This window comes from Allobosea sp. LC85 (genome assembly GCF_000735605.1).
Lineage (GTDB): Bacteria > Pseudomonadota > Alphaproteobacteria > Rhizobiales > Beijerinckiaceae > Allobosea.
In genome coordinates this window covers 110877-130397 of sequence record NZ_JPKG01000033.1, presented here as the reverse complement: position 1 = coordinate 130397, position 19521 = coordinate 110877, and the positions used below count along the sequence as shown (strand labels likewise).

The following is a 19521-nucleotide window of genomic DNA, read 5'->3' as shown; positions in this document are numbered from 1 at the left end:
GAGGGCACCGGGACGGGCGCCTTGTCGATTTCAATAATTGGAAGTCGAGGGCTGAAAAACTGCGACCAGCCTGGCCCGTATTGCTGGCGCGAATTCCTGGGCCGAATGTCTGGGCGCAATTCCTGGCCCTCCGCCTCCAATAATTGAAATCGACAAGGCGCCCGTCGCTGCGCTCCCTCATGGCGCAAGGCAACGTCATGCGAAAGCGATCATGAGCGACACCAGACCATCAGCGGGCGGCCGGCGCCTGATTTCCTCGGGCAGCGAATTCGAAGAGACCTATAGCTACAGCCGGGCCGTGGTCGTCGGCCCCCATGTCATGCTGTCGGGTACGACGGGCTATAACTATGCCTCGAGCACGCTGGCGAAGGGGGCGCGCGAACAGACCCTGCAGCTCTTCCGCAATGCCTCGGCCGCCTTCTCCCAGGCCGGCGCGACGCTCGCCGATGTCGTGCGGGTGCGGATGTATCTGTCGCAGGCGGCGCATCACGAAGAGATCATGGCCGTCTTCGCCGAGACTTTCCGGGGTGTGAACCCGGCCTGCACGACGGTCGAGGCCGGGCTGTTCGATCCGGAAATCCTCGTCGAGATGGACATGGATGCCATCCTCGATGTCCGCGCTTAGCCTGTTCCCGCACGCCCCCGACGATGTCGTCGCGCAGCTCGGCGCCGAGCCGGTCGCCCTGCCGCGCCAGGCCGATGTCGTCGTCATCGGCGGCGGCATCATGGGGGCGGCATCGGCCTATTATCTCGCCGGTGCCGGGCTCGACACCATCCTGATCGAGCGCGACAAAGTCTCGTCCCAGCAATCCGGCCGCAACTGGGGCTTCGTGCGGACGCAATATCGCGACCCGCTCGAATTGCCGCTGGCGCTCGAGGCGCTCTCGATTTGGCCCTCGCTGGAACAGGAGCTCGGCCAGCCGATCGGCTGGCGCCGGACCGGCTGCATCTTCGTGGCCGAGACCGACGCGGAGCTGCAGAGCTTCGCGCATTGGCACCAGGTCACGCGCGACATCGCCGTCGATGCCCGGATGCTGTCTCGCCCTGAGCTGGCAAGCCTGATGCCGGCGCTGCGCGGCCAGGCGCCCGGCGCGCTGCACACCCCCTCGGACGGCCAGGCCGAGCCCGCGCTCGCAACCACGGCCTTCGCCCGGGCGGCGATGCGGCGCGGCGTCCGCGTGCTCGACGATTGCGGGGCGCTCGCCATCGAGGTCGCCGGCGGCCGCGTCAGCGGCGTCGTCACCGAACATGGGCTGATCCGCTGCGGCACCGTGGTCTGCGCCGCCGGCCTGCAAAGCCACCGCCTGCTCGCGCCGCTCGGTCTCGTCCTGCCGCAGCAGGGCGTGCGCAGCACGGTCTCGCTCACCGCCCCGCTGCCGGCGCTCAGCGAAGCCTGTTTCTGCGGCTTTGGCATCGGGCTGCGGCAGCGCGCCGACGGCTCCTGCATCATCGCAGCCGATTCAAGCTCCGATATCGATCTCTCGCTCGATTCCTTCCGGGCCTCGCGCTTCTTCCTGCCCGAGCTGCTGCGCTACCGCAGCGGTTTCGCCTTCAGGCTCGGGCGGCCGCTCCTCGATGACCTGCATGAGCGCCTCTCGGTGCCGAAGCGCGAGCGGCCGGTGGCGCGCCGGCGCCCGCGCATCCCGGCCAATGAGGCGCGGGCGGCCAAGACCGGCGAGAGCGTCAGGCAGCTTTTCGAGGGGGCGGACGGCATCGAGATCGTGAAATCCTGGGCCGGCCAGATCGACGTGATGCCGGACGCGCTGCCGGTCCTGGACAGCCCTGCCGAGATCGCCGGGCTGATCGTCGCGACCGGCTTCTCCGGGCACGGCTTTGGCCTCGGCCCGGCCGTCGGGCGCCATGTCGCCAGTTTCGCCAGCGGCGCCGCCCCTGCCGCGATCCTCGCGCCGCTGCGCTTCGACCGTTTCGCGCGCGGCACCTATTCGCGCCCGCACGCCCCCCTTTGAGCCTCATCCGGGATGTCGTCATGAGTTTTGAGAACGCGGCCGATTACCGGGCCATCGCCGGGACGCTGGCGCTACCCGCCGGGGCCTTCATCGACGGCAGGCTGGCCGGCACGGCCGATGGAAAGCTCCTGGACTCCGTCAATCCGGCGACGGACGAGCTGGCGGTGGCGAATGACAGCGATTACGGGCTGCATGCGACGCTCTACACAAGGGACCTCGACCGGGCGCTGTTTATGTCCCGGCGGCTGGCCTGCGGCACGGTTGCGATCAACGGCTTCACCGAAGGCGATCTCAAGACGCCGTTCGGCGGCTATAAGCGCTCGGGCTCGCTCGCACGCGACAAGGGCCTGGAAGCGATGGGGCAGTACCTGCAGACGAAGACGACCTGGATCAGCATCAGCGCGCCGGCACGCCAGGGCTGATGCCTCGGCATATGAGACAGGCCCGATCAGACATTGGATAAGGCGATGAGCATGGACAGCTCCACCCGCGCTCGGATCGAGCGCTTCTATGACGGCACGCTGCTGCCCGACGAGATGGTCGCGACGATGTCGACCGATGGCGGCTGGTTTCCCTCGCGAACCATCGCACGCGCGCCGATGCCGTCCGTGTTGGAGCGATCCGGCCAGGCCTTGCCGCCGCTCGCCATCCAGGACCACGGGACGAGCTTCGACCTCTATGACTATCTCTCGGTCAACCGCGTCGCCGGCCTGATGGTGCTGCGCGATGGCGCGGTAGTCGAGGAGAGCTATTCGCTGGGTATCGGCCCGCAGACGATGTGGAATTCCTGCTCGCTCGCCAAATCGGTCGCAGCGACGCTGGTCGGCATCGCGCTGCGCGAGGGCGCCATCGAGAGCCTCGACGACCCGGTGACGCGCTATGCGCCGCTCGGCGGCGTCTATGCGCAGGTCTCGATCCGGCAGCTGCTGCGCATGGTGTCCGGCATCCGCTGGCGCGAGGCCTATACCGACCCGACCTCCGACCGCAGGCAGCTGCTGGAGATCCAGACGCAGTGGCAGAAAGGCGGCATCGCCCGGCATATGGCCACCCTGCCCGCCGCGACGGCGCCGGGGCAGTCCTGGACCTATAATACCGGCGAGTCCTACCTCGTCAGCGCGGTCATGGAAGGCGCGACCGGCACGAACCTCGCCGACTATCTCTCCACCCGGCTGTGGTCGCGCATGGGCGCGGAAGCCGACGCGACCTGGTGGTCGGAAAGCCCCGACGGAATGACCGTGTCGGGCAGCGGCATGCACGCGACCATGCGCGATTATGCGCGCTTCGGGCAGTTCGTGCTGGATGGCGGGCGGATCGGCGGCGAGACCCTGCTGCCCGAAGGCTGGACCGGCGAAGCGGGCTCGCCCTTCCTGATCGGCGAGACGCTCGTCCCCTATGGCTATATGTGGTGGATCCCCGTCCTCGACGATCCCGCGCTCAAAGGCACCTTCCAGGCCGAGGGCATCTATGGCCAATACATCCACATCAACCCGCACAAGCGCCTGGTCGTCGTGGTGCTGAGCGCACGCTCGAAGCCGAGCTATCGCCAGCGCCTCGAGATCAAAGACGACGCCTTCTTCGCCGCGCTTGCCCGCGCCTTGTGAGGCGGCAGGGGCGCAACGGCCTCGGCTAACTCAGCCGATCGCTTCCCCAGCATGCAACCAGATCACCATACCAACGAGACGCGGGCATCCCGACGGGGATGGCGGCTCAATGGATCACCACCGCTGCAATCAGCGTGAAGGCAGCGGCAAGCGTGATAACAGCGCCCCAGGCGGCGTAGCGCGGCGCCATCCACAGCCCAAGGGCTCGGCAATTGTCCATGCTCGGCCAGATACTTGTCATGGTGGGCTCCATCGATTGTTGCCGGTTCAGACCAATCCGAGGACAGGTTGAGGCCGAGACTGAGGCTGGGACCAGGGCTGACCTTGCGAAAGATAGTCCGGAGGCCAGGATCAGGTTGCCGAACCGGCCGGCTGCTTTCGAAGCCGGTCGAAGGCGCGATCGCATTCGCAGGCGCCAACAGCCGTTGGCGACGTCATCCCAACGGCGTCGGACATGGTGCAATTTCGCACCAAAGGGCTGGCCCTTGCCGTACTCGACTGGAATTGAGCGGAGCCGAGACAGGGTCGGCCTCAAGGCTCGTCTCAGTTCGATCCGAAGCGAGACGGCAGATTCACTGGGCGCTTAAATGGCGGATTAAGCAAGCAGCTGGTCCGCGTCATCTTGGCCAGCCTGGGGGGCGGCTTGCCGACAGGCTGAAGCGCGCACCGTGACGAGATCAGGGCTTCACAGCGGATTGAAGCTCGTCTGTTGATTCCTGTCGCCGCCCTCATCGCGCATATAGGCCTGGATCGCGGTCATCACGGCGCCCAGCGAGGCGTAGGGGCCAAATCGGATCAAGGGGAGCGCCAGCGCACCCAGGTGCTGAGGGCCGATCCAGTAGTCTTCATCCTGTCCGGCGACAATCGTTCCGAAGTTCCGACCGAGCAGGTCCTTCATCTCCCAGACGCTGCGTTCGAGTTGCGTGACGACGATGTCCATGAACGCCTCCGGCCGGTCGGTTGCGAGCTGTGCCGGTAGCGGAGATATGGGGATGACGGTCAGGGCGTATAAGGTCCGCAGCGCCGAATACAGCCGCCGGCGCGGCCCCAGGGCGCCGAAGAGCTGACCCAAATCGCCATCAGATCTTCTTCCTGGTGATGAACGTGAGCCGCCCATAGGCACCGGTCTCGGCGAGGAGCACCTGTAGCGAAGACACTCCCTGCGCCCGGAGAGCAAAGGCGAGGAACGGTGCTGCATCAATCGCCGTCCGGAGCTTCTGAAGCTCGCTTTCGCCGCGTGCTGCGACAATCTGATTGACACGTAGCCGCTCCGCCTTCGGCAATGCCCCGATATCGACCACGATCACGGATCGATTCTTCAAGAGGCCCGAAGAGGTCTCCGGATTGAGCCCGATCTCCCGGTCAGCCGTTGCTTCTCCGGACGGAGCCTGAGCATTGGCGGCGCCGGAAAGCGCCAGAGCGGAAACCGCCGCCACGATCGGGATCATGTGCATCGGGCTTCCTTCCATCCGGTCGCCGATGAGCGCGCCCCTTATGCACGCGTGGGCGCCAGCTTCTGGGCTTCAAGCACGGCCTCGACGCGGTTGCGAGCCCCCAGTTTTTCCATCAGGTTCGACATATAGCCCTTGATCGTCTTCTCGCTCAGCAAGAGAGCATTGGCGATTTCGCGATTTTTCTTTCCGCACAGGAGCAATCTCATAATCTGATCTTCCCGATGGCTGAGCCGGGACCTTGGCGCAGTGCGCTTTTCGCCGGCCGCACGCTGCAAGGCGCCGATCACCTTGATCGCGATCGATGGCGTCAGATAGGTCTCGCCGCGTCGCGCACTGGCGATCGCCTCGAAGAGGTCGTCCACCGGAGTGCCCTTCAGGACATAGGCACAGGCACCAGCATCGAGTGCCTGAAGAGCGTCATCCGCATTGCTCGACGCCGTGAAGACAACGAGTTTCATGTCAGGGACCACCCTGGTGGCCGCAGCCATCGCCGCAAGCACGTCACCGGGCATGCTGAGATCGACAATCATGCAGTCAGGCCGATCGCTCTCGGCAATGGCGAGAATCCGGTCCGCCGAGGATCCCGATGCCACAAGTGCGAAACCACCCCTCCGCTGCAGCAGGGCCGCGATCCCCTCGACCAGAAGCGGGTGATCGTCGAGAATTGCAACTGAAATCATTTTCACGGACAGACCTTCCCAATTGAATATTCAACCCGGCCATGCTCCGTGATTAAAAAAACAACATAAGAATTCATGCCTCCTATAAACGTAAAAATGCCCGAGAGTGAGGCGCTACATACGCAGGATTGTACAGCTATTTCTTGATCTGATTATGATCTTGTTATCCGCATCGGACACACAGACAATCGGCGACACATGCCGCAGCCGACGCCTCTCTCGGGGGCAAGGCGTCCACGGCCGATCGCCATAGCCCACCTCATCACCGGGAGGCTGGCGTTCGAACGCGCCTCGCCAAGGGCCGGGGCCGGTGTAATCTGCAGCCCCCCTGCCGAGGTGCCATGACTTGAACCATCGCCAGCTTGAGACGTTTGCCGCCGTGATGAAGTCCGGCACCGTCTCGCGCGCAGCCGAGCTGCTCGGCATCACGCAGCCGGCGGTCAGCCGCACCATCGCCGAACTGGAGCGCTCGGTCGGTTTCCTGCTGTTCGACCGGGTGCGCAACCGCATCATCCCGACGCCCGAGGCCAGGCTGTTCTATGCGCAGGTCGAAGCCTCGTTTCGCGGCATGGATACGCTGAGAGCAGCCGCGGCACGGATCCGCGACCATGGCTCCGGGCAATTGCGGGTCGGCTCGCTGTCGGCGCTCGGCTCGTCGCTGGTGCCGAAGGCGGTCCGGCGCTTCCGCGAGGGCCATCCCGATATCGGCGTCACCCTGATGGTCCTGCCCTCGCGCGACGTGCGTGACGGCGTCGTCTCCGGCCAGTTCGATATCGGGCTCGCCGCCGACGAGATCGATGTCAGCGGCGTGTTGCACCAGCCCTTCGTCTCGCCGCGCGTGCTTTGCGCCATCCCGCGTGCGCATCCGCTGGCCGAGCGCGAATTGATCACGCCGCATGACCTGCACCGCCTGCCCTTCGTCGCCTATGTGCCGGAGGACCGGACCCGCCAACGGCTCGACCTGGTCTTTCACCAGGCCGAGGTCAGCCCGCATGTCGTGGTCGAGACGATCTATGCCGCGACCGTCTGCGCGCTCGTCGCCGAGGGGGTCGGCATCGGCCTGGTCAGCCCCTATGCGGTCGCAGGGGCCGATATGAACCGGATCGTGCTGAAGCCGTTCGAGCCGGCGGTGCACAGCAAGAGCCTGCTGATCCTGCCGCTCGACCGGCCGAAATCCCAGCTGGTGCGCGATTTCATCGATTGCCTGCTCGCCTCGCGCTAGATCGCCGTGCGTCCGTGCGTCCGTTCGGACGCAGGATGGGCGATCTATCTCTTTGTTCAAGCATCGGATTTTTCCGAAAACCGAATTCCACTTTTCGGTCCGATGTTCTAAGCCCGGTCCCTCAAGACGCGCAGGTATAAGATTTAGGCATCGAGCTATTGCCCCAGCTGAATTGTCGCGAACGGACCCGCCGCTATCGTGGCTCCTGAGCAGGCCTGGCCTGCAGCGATGACCGGGCCACGCAGCAAACAGCAACGGACCGTGGCGCACCGGGCGAAACGACGGGGGATGACCGATGAACCTTTTTTCCCGGCGCCTGGCGCTCGGCGCCACCGCCCTTGGACTGGCTGTGCTCAGCGGCTGGACCGCTGAGGCGCAGCAGCCGGATCTGTCCGGCAAGACCATCACCATCGGCATCCATAACCGCTCGCCCTGGGGCTATCGCGACAAGGACGGCCATGTCGTCGGCTATCACCCCGATCTGGTCCGCGCCGCGCTTGCCCCGCTCGGCGTCAAGGCGATCGAGTTCACCGTTGCCGATTTCGGCGCGCTGATCCCTGGGCTGCTCGCCAACCGCTTCGACATCATCGCGTCGGGCGTCGCCATCACCCCGGCGCGCTGCCAGCAGGTGCTGTTCAGCGAGCCCGATCTTTCGGCCGGTGACGGCCTGCTCGTGCTCAAGGGCAACCCGCTCAAGCTGCACAGCTACGAGGACATCGCGAAGAACCCGAACGTCAAGCTCGGCGGCGGGCGCGGCACGGAGAATGCGAAGAACGCACTGGCCGCCGGGGTTCCGGAAGACCGCCTGCTGCTCTTCCCGAACAACGAGGCGGTGGTCAGCGCCATGCTCGCCGGGCGCGTCGATGCCGCGACGCTGTCGGCGCCGAGCGTCGCCGGGCTGATGGAGGCCGGCGGCATGAACGCGATCGAGCGCGCCCTGCCCTTCAAGGGCTACGTCAAGCCGGGCGGGCAGGAATACATGATGGCGACCGCCGTCGTCTTCGCCCCGAAGGACAAGGCGTTGCAAGGCCTCTACAACGCCCGGCTCGCCAAGCTGAAGACCGACGGCACGATGAAGGCGATCATGGCGAAATACGGCTTCACCGATGCCGAAATGCCGCCGGAGGCCTCGACCGCCGATCTCTGCGCGGCAAAGCCGTGAGCGCCGGCCCGAAGCCGCCGGCCCGATCATGAGTTTCGCAGACGTCCTTGCCGGGATCTACCAGGGTTTTGGCGTCACCGCCTCGGTGACGCTGCTCGGCATGGCCTATGCCGTGCCCTTCGCCTTCATCGCCGGCGTGCTGCAATTCAGCACGCGCGGCTTCGCCCACACCGCCGTCACCGCGGTGATCGAGTTCTGGCGCTCGTCGCCGGTGATCATCCTGCTCTATGCGTTCTATTACACGCTGCCGGGCTTCGGCATCCGGCTCTCGGGGCTCGCGGTCGGCGGGCTGGTGCTCGGCCTCAATATCGGCGGCTATGGCAGCCAGGCGGTGCGCGCCGCGCTGCAGGCGCTCGACCGCGGCCAGGCCGAGGCCGGCCGCTCGCTCGGCTTCCGGCGCTGGCAGATCCTGCTCTTGATCGAGCTGCCGCAGGCGCTGCTGGCGATGATGCCGACCTTCGTCAACCAGTTCATCCAGCTGGTGAAGAGCACGGCCCTGGTTTCGCTGATCACGCTCAGCGACATGACCTTCCGGGCCAAGGAAATCTCGCAGCTCCATTACGACCCGGTGAAGGTCTATACCGGCCTTCTCGTTGCCTATTTCGTGCTCTGCTACCCCGCGACGATCGTCGGGCGCTGGCTCGAGCGCAAGGTCGGCGCCGGGCGGAAACTCGCCCATGACGTTTGATCCCGCCTTCGCCCTCTCGATCGTCCCGCCGATTGCGAGAGCCCTGACCACGACGCTCGCGGTGACGCTGCTGAGCTGCCTGTTCGCCGCGCTGCTCGGCTTCGGGCTGGAAATCACCAGGCGCTCCAGCAAGCCGATGCGCTACGCGATGCGCTTCGTCATCGACTTCATCCGCTCCACGCCGGTGCTGGTGCAGCTCTACTTCCTCTACTACGTGCTGCCGGTCTACGGCATCAAGCTGCCGGCGCTCGTCGTCGGCGTCGCCGCGCTCAGCCTCTACTATTGCGGCTACCTCGCCGAGGTGTTCAAGGCCGGGATCGACGGGATTCCCAGGGGGCAGTTCGAGGCGGCCAAGGCGCTCGGCCTCAACCGGCTGAAGACCGTTCTGCTGGTGATCGCGCCGCAGATGCTGCGCAACATCGCCGCGCCGATGGGCAATTACTTCATCTCCATCTTCAAATCGACGCCCTATCTCGCAGTCATCGCCGTGCCGGAATCCTTCGGCTCGGCCCTCGACATCGCGTCCGACACCTTCCGCTACGGCGAACCGATGGCGGTCGTCGGCGCACTCTTCCTCGCGATCGCCGTCACGCTCTCCTTCCTCATCCGCCGGTTCGAGGCGCATCTCGCGCTCTCGGCCAGGCGCTGAGTTTTGCGCAAGGCGTCGTCGCCCTCCCCTCGCTTCTTTCCGAGACCGATCATGGACCAGGCCTTCCTCGACCAGCTCACGCAGTGGCGCCGCCAGCTGCACGCCCGCCCGGAGCTTTCCGAGCACGAGCATGCAACCGCCGGCTTCGTGCAGGACAAGCTCGCCGAACTCGGCATTCCCTTCGTCGCGGGTGTCGGCGGAACCGGTGTCGTCGCGACGCTGTCCCGGCCGGGCTCGAACCGGACGGTCGGGCTCCGCGCCGATATGGACGCTCTGCCGATCCAGGAGCTGAACACCGCACCTTACGCCTCGCAGACGCAGGGAGCGATGCATGCCTGCGGCCATGACGGCCATACCGTCGCCCTGCTCGGCACGGCTGCGGCGCTGGCGCGCGACGAAAGCTGGAAGGGCCAGGTCCAGTTCATCTTCCAGCCGGCCGAGGAAAACGGTGTGGGCGCCAGGGCGATGATCCAGGACGGCCTGTTCGAGCGCTTTCCGATGGAGCGCGTCTTTGCCTTCCATAACTGGCCGGGGATCGAAGCCGGCACGATTGCGGTGCATGACGGGCCGGTCATGGCGGCCGGCGGGCGCTGGAGCGTCACCCTGCACGGGCTTGCCGGCCATGCTGCGATTCCGCACCAGACCCGCGACCCGATCGTCGCCGCCGGGCACCTGATCGTCGCGCTCCAGACCATCGTCGCGCGCAATGTCGATCCGGTCGATGCCGTCGTGCTCTCGATCGGCCAGATCAGCGGCGGCGTCGTCAGCAACCAGATCCCGGAAAGCGTGACGCTGCTCGGCACCTTGCGGACCTACCGGCCCGAGGTCCGCGAGGCGGTGATCAAGCGGATGGAGAGCATCATCGCTGGCATCTGCGAGGCCTATGGCATGCAGGCCGATGTCGAGATCCTGTCGACCGGCCGGCCGATCATCAACACGCCGGCCGAGGCGGCGCTGTCGGTGCAGGCCGGACAGGCGATCGGTGCGCCGGTCCGGCGCGACGTCCGGCCGAGCACCACCGGCGACGATTTCTCGTTCCTGCTCAAGGAGCGGCCCGGCGCCTATGCCTGGATCGGCAACGGCCCGGCCGGTCCGGAGGGCGAGCTGCACAATGCCCGCTACGACTTCAACGACGCCATCCTGCCGGTCGCCGTCGGCTGGATGAGCGAGGTCGCCAGGCGCGCCCTCACGGATGCCGCATGAGCCATAAGGGCCGAGCATCATCTCATGCCCGCAGCCTGATTGTCGCGCTTTGCCAAGCGCTTACACCTTGTCCCACGAAAGGGATCAGCCATGCACGACCTCACCCGCTGCGTTCACCATCCGGCCGTCAACGAGGAGGGCTATGCCAGCCTCGCCGTGCCGACGCATCGCGCCTCGACCATCGTCTACAAGGACGCCGCGAGCTTCGCGGCCCGCAAATATCGCGGCTTCGACGGCTATACCTACGGGCTGCACGGCACGCCGACGACGCGGACGCTGGAGGCGCAGCTCACCGCGCTGCATGGCGGGGTCCGCACCGTGCTGGTGCCTTCGGGCCAGGCCGCCGTCACCATCGTCATGCTCTCGGTGCTGCTGCCCGGCGACAAGGTGCTGATCCCCGACCATGTCTACCCGCCGGTGCGCAGCTTCTGCGAGGAGTATCTCAAGCCGCGCGGCATCGATTACGGCGTTTATGACCCGCTGATCGGCGCCGGCATCGCCGCGCTGATCGACGACGCGACCAGGCTGGTCTGGGTCGAGTCACCCGGCTCGGGCACCATGGAGGTCCAGGACGTTCCCGCCATCGTCAAGGCGGCCAAGGCCCGGGGCGTGCTCGTCGGCTGCGACAACACCTGGGCGACGCCGCTGATCTTCAAGCCGCTGGCGCATGGCGCCGATTTCGCCTGCGAGGCGCTGACCAAATATGTCGGCGGCCATTCCGACCTGCTGCTCGGCTCCGTCACCGTCTCCGACATGGCGCTGCGCGAGAAGATGAAGGAGACGCTGCGCGCCTTCGGCGTCGGCGTCTCGCCGGATGAATGCCAGCTCGCGCTGCGCGGCATCGAGACCATGGGCCTGCGCCTCGCCCATATCGGCGAGGTCTCCGAGGATTTCGCCCGGCGGCTGACGCATTCGCCGGCGGTCGAGACGGTGCTGCACCCGGCCCTGCCCTCCTGCCCCGGCCATGCCGTCTGGAAGCGCGACATGGGCCGTTCCGCCGGCGTCTTCAGCGTGGTCCTGAAACCCGTCACTGATGCGGAGCTCGAAGCGGCGCTCTCCGCGCTCAAGATCTTCGCCATCGGCGCCTCCTGGGGCGGCACGCGAAGCCTGATCGCGCCGATGGCGATCAAGGGCGACCGCACCGTCAATCCCTGGACGCCGGAGGGCACCGTGCTGCGCATCAGCATCGGCCTCGAGGATCGCGACGACCTCTGGAACGACCTCGACGCGCTGCTCGTCGCGCTCGAACGCAGGCCCGCTGCCAGGGTCGCCTGAGACAGCGGCCCCCAAGGAACTGGCCGCGAACGGGGTTCAGCGCCTCAGTTCCTCGGCCAGCTCTTCGAGACTTGTGACTCTGCGGCCGAACCAATGCCGAACGGTCTCCCTGCTCGTGGACAGGTCGATGCCGTCCGGATCGAGGCCGCTGACGCGCCAATGGCCCGGGCCCTGTCCTGCAAGCGCAACGAGAGCGGCGAGCTCGGCCGCCGAGCCGTTCAGCCGATCGATCTCGTCTCTTGCGCGAGACATCAATTGTTCCGCCCCCGACAGCTCCGTCTTCAAGGCGGCTGCCGTCACCTCATTGGCATTCTGCGCCGGGCCGCCATTGATCTGCAGGGCCTCGACATCGACGCGATAGAGGCAGGCATCGGGCAGATCCAGGTAGAGCTTCGATTTGGGATAGCGGCGGGCATATCTTTCCTTCGCGTCATTCTCGTCGGCGGCCGGGATCAGATGCGCTCGGCCGACCAGCGTCAGGCGCGGGCGCATGAGCGCATCCGGAGCACCTGCCTCGGCGAGAGCGAGCGAGACCCGGTTGTCGGCTTCGATATTCCGGGCGTGAACGGCCAACCTTGCGACGAAGAAGAACGGAGTGCCATCCGGCTCGATCGCCAGGTTGGTCGCCATCGTATAGGGATAGCCACTCCCGGGATCCAGCGTTGCCAGGGCGCCGAGCCGGGCCGTTCTCAGCAAGTTCCGCGCTTCCTGCATGGCCTCGAAGGGGCGGGCGGCAGCCAGGTTGAGCTCTATTCCACGCGGCGTGATCGGGGCCGTCGTCTTCGGCTGCATGTTTCGTCTCGCGTTCGTTGAGCGGGCCGAGATCTACAGACCTGCCCCGCTCGGCCGATACATCCGATCGCGCGAACCGGCCCCGCTTCAAGGCACCTTGCCCAAGTGCCGTTGCACCGTAAGATGGATATCAAGCCTGGCAGATGTGACCCGCCGCTCCGTCGGTGCGGGCGCCCGGCGGAACTCCCCCTTGTCAGACCGTGAAACGGCGTCGAAGCTCGCGACGGCCCACGCGCTCGGCGGTCAAACACCGATCTCACATACCCGCCGCAGCACGTGTCAAAGGAAACAGGCGATGATCAGCATTCTCGGGGTTTCGGGCAGCTTGCGACGCGGCTCGTACAACAGCGCGCTGCTCCGGGCGGCCCAGGCGTTGATGCCTGACGGGGCGGAACTGGTCGAAGGCACCATTGCCGGAATCCCGCTCTACAACGCCGACGACGAGGCCGAGACCGGTATTCCGCCCGCCGTTCGGACGCTCAAGCAGCAACTCGCGCAGGCCAACGGGCTGATCCTGTTCACGCCGGAATACAACAACTCGATCCCCGGCGTGATGAAGAACGCGATCGATTGGCTATCCCGCCCGGCGAGCGACATCGGCCCGCTCTTCGGTGGACGCCCCGTCGCCCTTCTGGGGGCCTCCATGGGTGGCTTTGGCACCGTGCTCGCGCAGGAGGCCTGGCTGCCGGTGCTGCGGACGCTCGGCACCCGACCGTGGTTCGGCGGACGCATGCTGGTCTCGCGCGCGCAGACTGTGTTCAATGAAGCGGGCGAGCTCGGCGATCCCGTCACCCAGGAGCGCTTGCGCGCATTTCTGGCCGGCTTCGCTGCATTCGTGGCTTCACAGGCAGGCTGAAGGCCCCCGGGCAGTGGCGTCGCCCGCGCGGCGCATCGCCGGCGGCAATCCTTGAGCTTACAGGCAGTCCACCCGGGTGATGATCACCCCTGTCCCGTCGATCTCGAATGTGCGCTCGTCGACATAGGTCACGAGGGCGCCGGTATCGAGCGTATACGAAGTGCTGCTCAGGCCGGGGTAAAGCCGCCAGACAATGACAGTGTATCGTTTCCCATCACTGTCCTCGCAGGGCTCGCGATACAATTCAGTTGGCATGATGGCGATGGAGCCGGCGCGCGCCGCCAGCGCCGACCTGCGGACATATGACCAGCAGGCTCTCCATCTTGGATGAAACGGTTTCGGCAGCGAAACCATCTTTGACACCACAACATGACTGCCTGGACTCAAACGATTGGGCCGCTCGCATGTTCCCTGCTGCCGGAACGATTCCCTGGAGCATTGGACCGAAAAGTGGAATCCGATTTTCGGAAAAATCCGATGCTCAAACAAAGAGATAGTTCGCCCATCTTGCGTCCGAACGAACGCACGGCGATCTGGGCCCCGGCGTTCGCCCCCTGTGGCGGAGCAACTGCTGCGCGCGTGTCCCTGTCTTGCGGGCTGGCCCCGGCTCCGAGGCGCTGAAAGGCCCGGTCGTTTCGCGGCGGATGAGCGGCGGATGAGCGGCGCTGGGCGTCTTTCACGGCCGAAGCCGTGCGACAGTGGAGTCGTTGGCCGCGACAACCAGCCTTTGGGCCGCGATGACCGCTTCCAGTCGGTTCCGGGCGTGCAGCTTGGCCATGAGGCTCGTCATGTAGGATTTGACGGTCTTGCCGCTGAGCGAAAGCTCGTGGGCGATCTCATTGTTCTTTTTTCCGAGCAGCAGCAGTCTGACGACCTGCTCCTCCCGGACGCTGAGCCTGTCGCTGATCGCCTGCTGTCGTTTGATCGTCTGATCCTTCAAGGCATAGATCACCTTGGTCGCGAAGGCAGGCGTGACATAGACATCGTCCTGCCGGACGGCCTGCAGAGCCTGGAAGAGATCCTCGGCAGGACTGCCTTTCAGGACGTAGCCCCTGGCCCCGATATCCAGAGCCTTGATCGCATCCTCTGTGCTGGACGAGGCTGTGAAGACAACGATCTTCGTCCCGGGAGCGATCTTCATCGCGTCCGAGATCGCCTGAAAGGCATCCCCCGGCATGCTGAGATCGACGATCAACTGATCGGGGCGATGCGTTCTGGCGATCGACACGATGTCATCCGCGGAATTCCCCGTCGCTGCGAGCCTGAAACCGCCCCATCGTTTCAGCAGCGCAGCGATCCCTTCCAGCAGCAAAGGATGATCATCGACGATCGCGACCGAGCTGTCCGGCATGGCCCCCGCCCCTTGCATTTGTCTGCCAAGGCCGCGCCGAATGGTTGCGTAGTCATCTCTCTTTGTAAATTCTCTAAGCAAGTAAGAATGGCTACCCAATCCGTCGACCGAACCGCGTCCAGTGCTAGTCTAGGTCGCAATTTCGAGGGGTTGCCAGGAACGGGTTGAGCACCGCACACTCCAATCGTTTGGGGGTACAGCCACGCTGGAGGCCTCGCCCATGCCCGAGATTCCCATCTTGCTTGCCGTCCGGACAGATCGTGAGTTCCGCTTGGTCTGCGAGCGGATCGGGCAGCTTGAAAGCAAACCACCGAGCCCGATCAGAACGATAGAATTGCGAAGGCTGAAGGCGGCCGCACTGCGCTATCTGCCGCCGGAGCCGGAGCAGCACTGAAGACGCGACCGCGTCAGCGGACCGCGGCCTTCTGGGACATCCGAAATCCGGGATGGTGGGCCTGGTGCCTGTTCCCGCCGGCTTCGACTTTGCCGACCCAGAGCATCGGCCCGAGAAGCGGATTGCGGGTTGAGATGGTGGTTCCCTGGCGCTTCGGTTGCGGAACGCAAGCGCGCCGCGCCGAGCCTCTGCTCGGAGGAGCACCATCCGAGTGCCGCCGCCCGAGATCCCGTCCATATTCCGGCCATGTTTTGGGGACGCAATTTGTCATGTGACGGAGCCCGATCGGCGAACGTCGTGTTCCGTCGTGCGCCTCTGATAATCCAACGGTTTGCGCATGCGTTGCGGAGATCGCCATGCGTGCTGATCGCCCCAAGCGTGTTTCCGGCCGCGAAATTCTGAGCCACCGAGATTTGTCGGCGCAGCAATGGCCGGCGAGACCTGAACGCGTCGTGGCCGTCACGATCTTTCGACGGAGTGTTGGCCGGGCATCCCGGCCGATCGGCTGCGCCGCCGCCGCGAGGCTTGATCCATAGGTTATTTCATCGACGCAACGAGACAGGCCGAGGAGGATGGTGCGATGCATGATCTCAATGTGAACGGCCGTGCCCTGTCGGTTGATGCCCCCGACGACATGCCGCTCTTATGGGTGATCCGGGATATTCTCGGCATGACCGGAACCAAATTCGGGTGCGGCATCGCCCAATGCGGCGCCTGCACCGTTCATATGGACGGCGAGCCGACCCGCTCATGCGTCACGGCGATCAGCGATGCCGCGGGCACGTCGATTACGACGATCGAGGCGATCGGCGAGACGCCGGCCGGCAAGGCGATCCAGGCGGCCTGGCTGGACGTGGAAGTCGTGCAATGCGGCTACTGCCAATCCGGGCAGATCATGTCGGCGAGCGCGCTCCTCGCCGGCAATCCGAAACCCACGGACGCCGACATCGACGCTGCAATGTCCGGCAATATCTGCCGCTGCGGCACGTATCTGCGCATTCGTGAAGCCATCAAGCGGGCCGCGACGCTCGCTGGCGCTCGGTGAGGACTGCAGCCATGGCACATGTTCAGAGCCTGAAGGGTCACGTCGTCTCGCGTCGGGCGTTCCTCCATGCCGGTGCCGCCGTCGGCGGCGGATTGATCATCGGTTGGCCGTTGCAAGGTGCGACCCAGCCGGCCGGCGGCGCGGTGCAGGCACAGCCCTTTGCGCCCGGCGCCTTCATCCGCATCGATCGCATGGGAAAAGTGACCGTCATCTCCCCGATGATCGAGATGGGCCAGGGCACCTACACGTCGCTGCCAATGCTGGTCGCCGAGGAACTCGACGTCGCGATGAGCAATGTCGCGGTGGACCATGCGCCCGCCAACGCCAAGCTTTACGGCAATCCCCTGATCGGCGTGCAGATGACGGGCGGCTCAACCTCGATCCGCGCCTTCTATCTGCCGCTGCGCCAGGCCGGTGCCGCCGCGCGGCAGATGCTGATCGCCGCAGCCGCCAAGACCCTGAACGTGGATGCAAGCAGTTTGACGACGGAGCCGGGCTATGTCGTCCACGTCGCGAGCCAGCGCCGGATCGGCTATGGTGACCTCGTCGACGAGGCGGCCAAGCTCACCGTTCCGGCCGCGGTCAAGCTCAAGGACCCGAGCACGTTCCGGATCATCGGCACGCCGGCCAAGCGGCTCGACGTTTCCGGCAAGGTCAACGGCACGGCGATCTACGGCATCGACGTCAAGCTGCCGGGCATGAAGATCGCCACCGTCTCCGCTTCTCCGGTGTTCGGCGGCACGGTCGCTTCCTTCAATGAGGCAGCGGCCCTGAAGGTTCCAGGCGTCCATCAGGTCGCGAAGCTCGACAACGCGGTTGCCGTCATCGCCGATCACTATTGGGCGGCGAAGCAGGGCCTGGAGGCCGCTGCGGTCAAGTTCGACGACGGACCGCATGCGACCGCCTCCATGGCCGACATCGTTGCCGCATTGGCAACGGCTTCGGAAAGACCCGGCGCGGTTGCGCGAAACGAAGGTGACGCGGCCGCCGCCATCGCCAAGGCCGCGACCAAGGTTGCGGCGATCTACGAAGCCCCGTTCCTGGCCCACGCGACGATGGAGCCGATCAACTGTACCGCCCAGGTGACGAGCGACGGCTGCGATATCTGGGTCGGCTCGCAGGTTCCCGATATCGCCCAGCTCGTCGTCTCGAAACATCTCGGGCTGAATCCGGAGCAGGTGAGGATCCACAACCATCTGCTCGGCGGCGGTTTCGGGCGCCGGCTCGAAGTCGATTTCATCGCTCAGGCGGCGCTCATCGCGAAGCAATCCAAGGACCCGATCAAGGTCGTCTGGAGCCGGGAGGAGGACATCCAGCACGACATGTACCGGCCCTATTACTACGACCGGATCAGTGCCGGGCTCGACGACCAGGGCGTGCCGATCGCCTGGAGCCACCGCATCGCCGGTTCATCGATCCTGTCCCGCTACTTCCCGTCGGCGGTCAAGGACGGGGTCGATTCCGACGCGGTCGAGGGGGCCGCCGAAATCCCCTACGCAATCCCGAACATGCATGTCGACTATGTCCGGGTCGAACCGCCGGGAATTCCGACGGCCTTCTGGCGCGGCGTCGGTCCGACCCATAATGTCTATGTGGTCGAGGGCTTCATCGACGAGCTCGCCGCGGCCGCGAGGAAAGACCCCGTCGACTATCGACGCGCCCTTCTGGCGAAGAACCCGCGTGCGCTCCATGTGCTTGAACGCGCCGCGCAGAGGGCAGGATGGGCAACGCCGCTGGGGCCACGCCAGGGGCGCGGCATCGCTTTGTCGCAATCCTTCGGCACCTATCTCGCCGAGGTCGCCGAGGTGACGGTCTCGAAGAGCGGCGAGGTCCATGTCGACCGCGTCGTCGCGGTCGTCGATTGCGGGGTCGCAGTCAATCCGGACACCATCGTGGCCCAGATCGAAAGCGGCGTCATTTTCGGCATCACCGCGGCCTTGTACGGCGAGATCACCGTCAAGGACGGGCGCGTCGAGCAGACGAATTTCGACACCTACCAGATGCTCCGCATCGATGCGGCCCCGACGATCGAGGTCGAGATCGTCGGGAGCACCGAGGCGCCCGGCGGGCTTGGCGAACCCGGCACGTCGGCCCTGGCTCCCGCCGTGCTGAATGCGGTCCATGCGGCAACCGGCGTCAGGCTCCGCAAGTTGCCGATCAAGCCCGAGATGCTGACCGCTGGATAAGCGCCCATGGCGCAGGGGCCGCACTGGCCGACGAGGCGGCCCCCGCGAAAGCCCGGTCCGCCAGCAGATTCACGACCGCTGCTCATGCACCTTCTGGCGCTCGCGATGCAGATGCGCGACGAAGTCGGACACGAGCTGCGAGCGCAGGCTATGCGAGGGGTAGAGAACCCCGAAATTATAGGCGATGGCCGGCCGGAACGGGCGCGAGACCAAGCCCTGCGGTTCGAAGGCCTTTGCCGTGAAGGGGTCGGCAATGGTCAGCCCCAACCCCTGCGCCACCATCTGGCAGGCGATGGCGGCGATCGGGGTCTCGATGCGAACGTCGCAACGCACCCTGGCGTCGTCGAGCACCTGCTGCAGCGAGCGATACATGAAGCTCCCCGCCCCTTTCCCGATGAATGGCATGCCGTCCAGGTCGCGCGGGGTGATCTCCGACCGCGCCGCAAGCGGATGATCGGTCGGCATCACGCAGACGCCGATGGCGGGATCGAACAGCTCGATCTCGACCCCTGCCTTGTCCATCGGCAGCATCGCGAAGCCGACATCGAATTGCTGTGTCGACACCCATGAGGCAATCGACTCCGAGCGTTGCGCCTGGATGGCGGCGGCGACGCTCGGCCGGTCCTTGAGGAATCCGGCGAGGGCGACGGGCAGGAAGGTGTGCGCCAAGGCGGGCATGCTGATGATCCGCAACTGCTCGACGCGGCGCTCCTTGATCTGGGCGGCGCGCTCGCTGATCCGTTCGAGCCCGACGAAGCTGCGTTCGACCTCCTGATGCAGGGCCATCGCTTCGGGCGTCGCGACCGTGCGGCCATCGCTGCGCGTGAACAGCGCGAATCCGACCGCCTCCTGGAGCTCCTTCATCAGCCGGCTGATCGAGGGCTGCGAGCTGCGCAACAGGCGGGCGGCCTTGGTGAAGCTCCCAACCTGCAGGACCGCGTTGAAGGCTTCGGCATGCCTGTGGGTGATCTGGGCCAATTCCGGGGATCTCCAATC

The 19521-nt window shown here is 65.7% G+C and carries 21 protein-coding genes; 13 read left to right on the top strand and 8 right to left on the bottom strand.

What is annotated here, in order from left to right; genetic code table 11:
- Positions 1-211: 211 nt before the first annotated feature.
- From FG93_RS16800 to FG93_RS16785, 4 genes are read left to right on the top strand one after another with little or no spacing between them, the layout of a single operon-like run.
- On the top strand, positions 212-625 hold the full coding sequence (locus FG93_RS16800) for a RidA family protein (protein ID WP_043236356.1): 414 nt from the start codon (positions 212-214) through the stop codon (positions 623-625).
- A complete protein-coding gene (locus FG93_RS16795; protein WP_052513863.1) occupies positions 612-1967 on the top strand; it encodes an FAD-binding oxidoreductase in 1356 nt (451 codons plus the stop codon). The genes FG93_RS16800 and FG93_RS16795 overlap by 14 nt, the downstream gene beginning before the upstream one ends.
- Before the next feature lie 20 nt (positions 1968-1987).
- The gene (locus FG93_RS16790) at positions 1988-2389 is read left to right on the top strand and encodes an aldehyde dehydrogenase family protein (protein ID WP_043236354.1); all 402 of its coding nucleotides are present in this window, start codon (positions 1988-1990) and stop codon (positions 2387-2389) included.
- 45 nt (positions 2390-2434) lie between these two features.
- A complete protein-coding gene (locus tag FG93_RS16785) occupies positions 2435-3568 on the top strand; it encodes a serine hydrolase (RefSeq protein ID WP_043236352.1) in 1134 nt (377 codons plus the stop codon).
- A 106-nt stretch (positions 3569-3674) separates the two neighbouring features.
- Here FG93_RS16785 and FG93_RS33865 read toward each other — a convergent pair whose 3' ends face one another.
- The 4 genes from FG93_RS33865 to FG93_RS16770 all read right to left on the bottom strand — a co-directional run bounded on the left by FG93_RS33865 (position 3675) and on the right by FG93_RS16770 (position 5702).
- Positions 3675-3809, bottom strand: a complete 135-nt coding sequence (locus FG93_RS33865) for a hypothetical protein (protein WP_280114146.1) — start codon at positions 3807-3809, stop codon at positions 3675-3677.
- A 444-nt stretch (positions 3810-4253) separates the two neighbouring features.
- On the bottom strand, positions 4254-4640 hold the full coding sequence (locus FG93_RS16780) for a hypothetical protein (RefSeq protein WP_043236350.1): 387 nt from the start codon (positions 4638-4640) through the stop codon (positions 4254-4256).
- 7 nt (positions 4641-4647) lie between these two features.
- On the bottom strand, positions 4648-5022 hold the full coding sequence (locus FG93_RS16775) for a hypothetical protein (RefSeq protein ID WP_152579474.1): 375 nt from the start codon (positions 5020-5022) through the stop codon (positions 4648-4650).
- 38 nt (positions 5023-5060) lie between these two features.
- Positions 5061-5702, bottom strand: a complete 642-nt coding sequence (locus FG93_RS16770; RefSeq protein ID WP_043236347.1) for a response regulator transcription factor — start codon at positions 5700-5702, stop codon at positions 5061-5063.
- A gap of 346 nt (positions 5703-6048) precedes the next feature.
- Here FG93_RS16770 and FG93_RS16765 point away from each other — a divergent pair, with 346 nt between their 5' ends.
- The 6 genes from FG93_RS16765 (at position 6049) to metC (ending at position 11901) form a co-directional block, all read left to right on the top strand.
- On the top strand, positions 6049-6924 hold the full coding sequence (locus tag FG93_RS16765) for a LysR substrate-binding domain-containing protein (protein WP_043236346.1): 876 nt from the start codon (positions 6049-6051) through the stop codon (positions 6922-6924).
- Positions 6925-7219: 295 nt separating this feature from the next.
- Entirely contained in the window at positions 7220-8086 is an 867-nt protein-coding gene (ehuB, locus tag FG93_RS16760) for an ectoine/hydroxyectoine ABC transporter substrate-binding protein EhuB (RefSeq protein WP_043236344.1), read from the top strand.
- Positions 8087-8114: 28 nt separating this feature from the next.
- Positions 8115-8774: an amino acid ABC transporter permease gene (locus FG93_RS16755; protein ID WP_043236343.1), complete on the top strand. Its 660-nt coding sequence runs from the start codon at positions 8115-8117 to the stop codon at positions 8772-8774.
- On the top strand, positions 8764-9423 hold the full coding sequence (gene ehuD, locus FG93_RS16750; protein ID WP_043236341.1) for an ectoine/hydroxyectoine ABC transporter permease subunit EhuD: 660 nt from the start codon (positions 8764-8766) through the stop codon (positions 9421-9423). The genes FG93_RS16755 and ehuD overlap by 11 nt, the downstream gene beginning before the upstream one ends.
- Positions 9424-9474: 51 nt before the next feature.
- Positions 9475-10626, top strand: a complete 1152-nt coding sequence (locus tag FG93_RS16745; RefSeq protein WP_043236338.1) for an amidohydrolase — start codon at positions 9475-9477, stop codon at positions 10624-10626.
- Between the two features lie 90 nt (positions 10627-10716).
- Positions 10717-11901, top strand: a complete 1185-nt coding sequence (gene metC, locus FG93_RS16740) for a cystathionine beta-lyase (protein WP_043236335.1) — start codon at positions 10717-10719, stop codon at positions 11899-11901.
- A gap of 36 nt (positions 11902-11937) precedes the next feature.
- On the opposite strand, the gene FG93_RS16735 is transcribed toward metC, so the two are convergent.
- Positions 11938-12693, bottom strand: a complete 756-nt coding sequence (locus FG93_RS16735) for a HugZ family protein (RefSeq protein WP_043236334.1) — start codon at positions 12691-12693, stop codon at positions 11938-11940.
- Positions 12694-12988: 295 nt separating this feature from the next.
- Between FG93_RS16735 and FG93_RS16730 the strand changes: the two genes are divergently transcribed.
- Positions 12989-13549, top strand: coding sequence for an NADPH-dependent FMN reductase (locus FG93_RS16730; RefSeq protein WP_043236331.1), 561 nt, complete (start codon positions 12989-12991; stop codon positions 13547-13549).
- Positions 13550-13606: 57 nt separating this feature from the next.
- On the opposite strand, the gene FG93_RS16725 is transcribed toward FG93_RS16730, so the two are convergent.
- Together FG93_RS16725 and FG93_RS16720 are read right to left on the bottom strand one after the other, a co-directional pair.
- Positions 13607-13804, bottom strand: a complete 198-nt coding sequence (locus FG93_RS16725) for a hypothetical protein (protein ID WP_043236330.1) — start codon at positions 13802-13804, stop codon at positions 13607-13609.
- A 421-nt stretch (positions 13805-14225) separates the two neighbouring features.
- The gene (locus tag FG93_RS16720; RefSeq protein WP_052513861.1) at positions 14226-14900 is read right to left on the bottom strand and encodes a response regulator transcription factor; all 675 of its coding nucleotides are present in this window, start codon (positions 14898-14900) and stop codon (positions 14226-14228) included.
- Between the two features lie 974 nt (positions 14901-15874).
- Between FG93_RS16720 and FG93_RS16715 the strand changes: the two genes are divergently transcribed.
- Positions 15875-16339 (top strand): (2Fe-2S)-binding protein, encoded by a 465-nt coding sequence (locus FG93_RS16715; protein WP_043236328.1) that lies wholly within the window; start codon positions 15875-15877, stop codon positions 16337-16339.
- Between the two features lie 11 nt (positions 16340-16350).
- Positions 16351-18525 (top strand): xanthine dehydrogenase family protein molybdopterin-binding subunit, encoded by a 2175-nt coding sequence (locus FG93_RS16710; protein WP_043236326.1) that lies wholly within the window; start codon positions 16351-16353, stop codon positions 18523-18525.
- 69 nt (positions 18526-18594) lie between these two features.
- Here FG93_RS16710 and FG93_RS16705 read toward each other — a convergent pair whose 3' ends face one another.
- Positions 18595-19503: a LysR substrate-binding domain-containing protein gene (locus tag FG93_RS16705; protein ID WP_043236324.1), complete on the bottom strand. Its 909-nt coding sequence runs from the start codon at positions 19501-19503 to the stop codon at positions 18595-18597.
- Between the last annotated feature and the right edge of the window lie 18 nt (positions 19504-19521).

Bases quoted from the DNA above. Each gene is read 5' to 3' on its own strand.
- ehuD (WP_043236341.1), top strand. From the start codon at position 8,764: ATGACGTTTGATCCCGCCTTCGCCCTCTCGATCGTCCCGCCGATTGCG.
- FG93_RS16745 (WP_043236338.1), top strand. From the start codon at position 9,475: ATGGACCAGGCCTTCCTCGACCAGCTCACGCAGTGGCGCCGCCAGCTG.
- metC (WP_043236335.1), top strand. From the start codon at position 10,717: ATGCACGACCTCACCCGCTGCGTTCACCATCCGGCCGTCAACGAGGAG.
- FG93_RS16710 (WP_043236326.1), top strand. From the start codon at position 16,351: ATGGCACATGTTCAGAGCCTGAAGGGTCACGTCGTCTCGCGTCGGGCG.
- FG93_RS16735 (WP_043236334.1), bottom strand. From the start codon at position 12,693: ATGCAGCCGAAGACGACGGCCCCGATCACGCCGCGTGGAATAGAGCTC.
- FG93_RS16755 (WP_043236343.1), top strand. From the start codon at position 8,115: ATGAGTTTCGCAGACGTCCTTGCCGGGATCTACCAGGGTTTTGGCGTC.
- FG93_RS16720 (WP_052513861.1), bottom strand. From the start codon at position 14,900: ATGCCGGACAGCTCGGTCGCGATCGTCGATGATCATCCTTTGCTGCTG.
- FG93_RS16790 (WP_043236354.1), top strand. From the start codon at position 1,988: ATGAGTTTTGAGAACGCGGCCGATTACCGGGCCATCGCCGGGACGCTG.
- FG93_RS33865 (WP_280114146.1), bottom strand. From the start codon at position 3,809: ATGACAAGTATCTGGCCGAGCATGGACAATTGCCGAGCCCTTGGGCTG.
- FG93_RS16795 (WP_052513863.1), top strand. From the start codon at position 612: ATGTCCGCGCTTAGCCTGTTCCCGCACGCCCCCGACGATGTCGTCGCG.
- ehuB (WP_043236344.1), top strand. From the start codon at position 7,220: ATGAACCTTTTTTCCCGGCGCCTGGCGCTCGGCGCCACCGCCCTTGGA.
- FG93_RS16785 (WP_043236352.1), top strand. From the start codon at position 2,435: ATGAGCATGGACAGCTCCACCCGCGCTCGGATCGAGCGCTTCTATGAC.
- FG93_RS16775 (WP_152579474.1), bottom strand. From the start codon at position 5,022: ATGCACATGATCCCGATCGTGGCGGCGGTTTCCGCTCTGGCGCTTTCC.
- FG93_RS16725 (WP_043236330.1), bottom strand. From the start codon at position 13,804: ATGCCAACTGAATTGTATCGCGAGCCCTGCGAGGACAGTGATGGGAAA.
- FG93_RS16730 (WP_043236331.1), top strand. From the start codon at position 12,989: ATGATCAGCATTCTCGGGGTTTCGGGCAGCTTGCGACGCGGCTCGTAC.
- FG93_RS16800 (WP_043236356.1), top strand. From the start codon at position 212: ATGAGCGACACCAGACCATCAGCGGGCGGCCGGCGCCTGATTTCCTCG.
- FG93_RS16770 (WP_043236347.1), bottom strand. From the start codon at position 5,702: ATGATTTCAGTTGCAATTCTCGACGATCACCCGCTTCTGGTCGAGGGG.
- FG93_RS16715 (WP_043236328.1), top strand. From the start codon at position 15,875: ATGCATGATCTCAATGTGAACGGCCGTGCCCTGTCGGTTGATGCCCCC.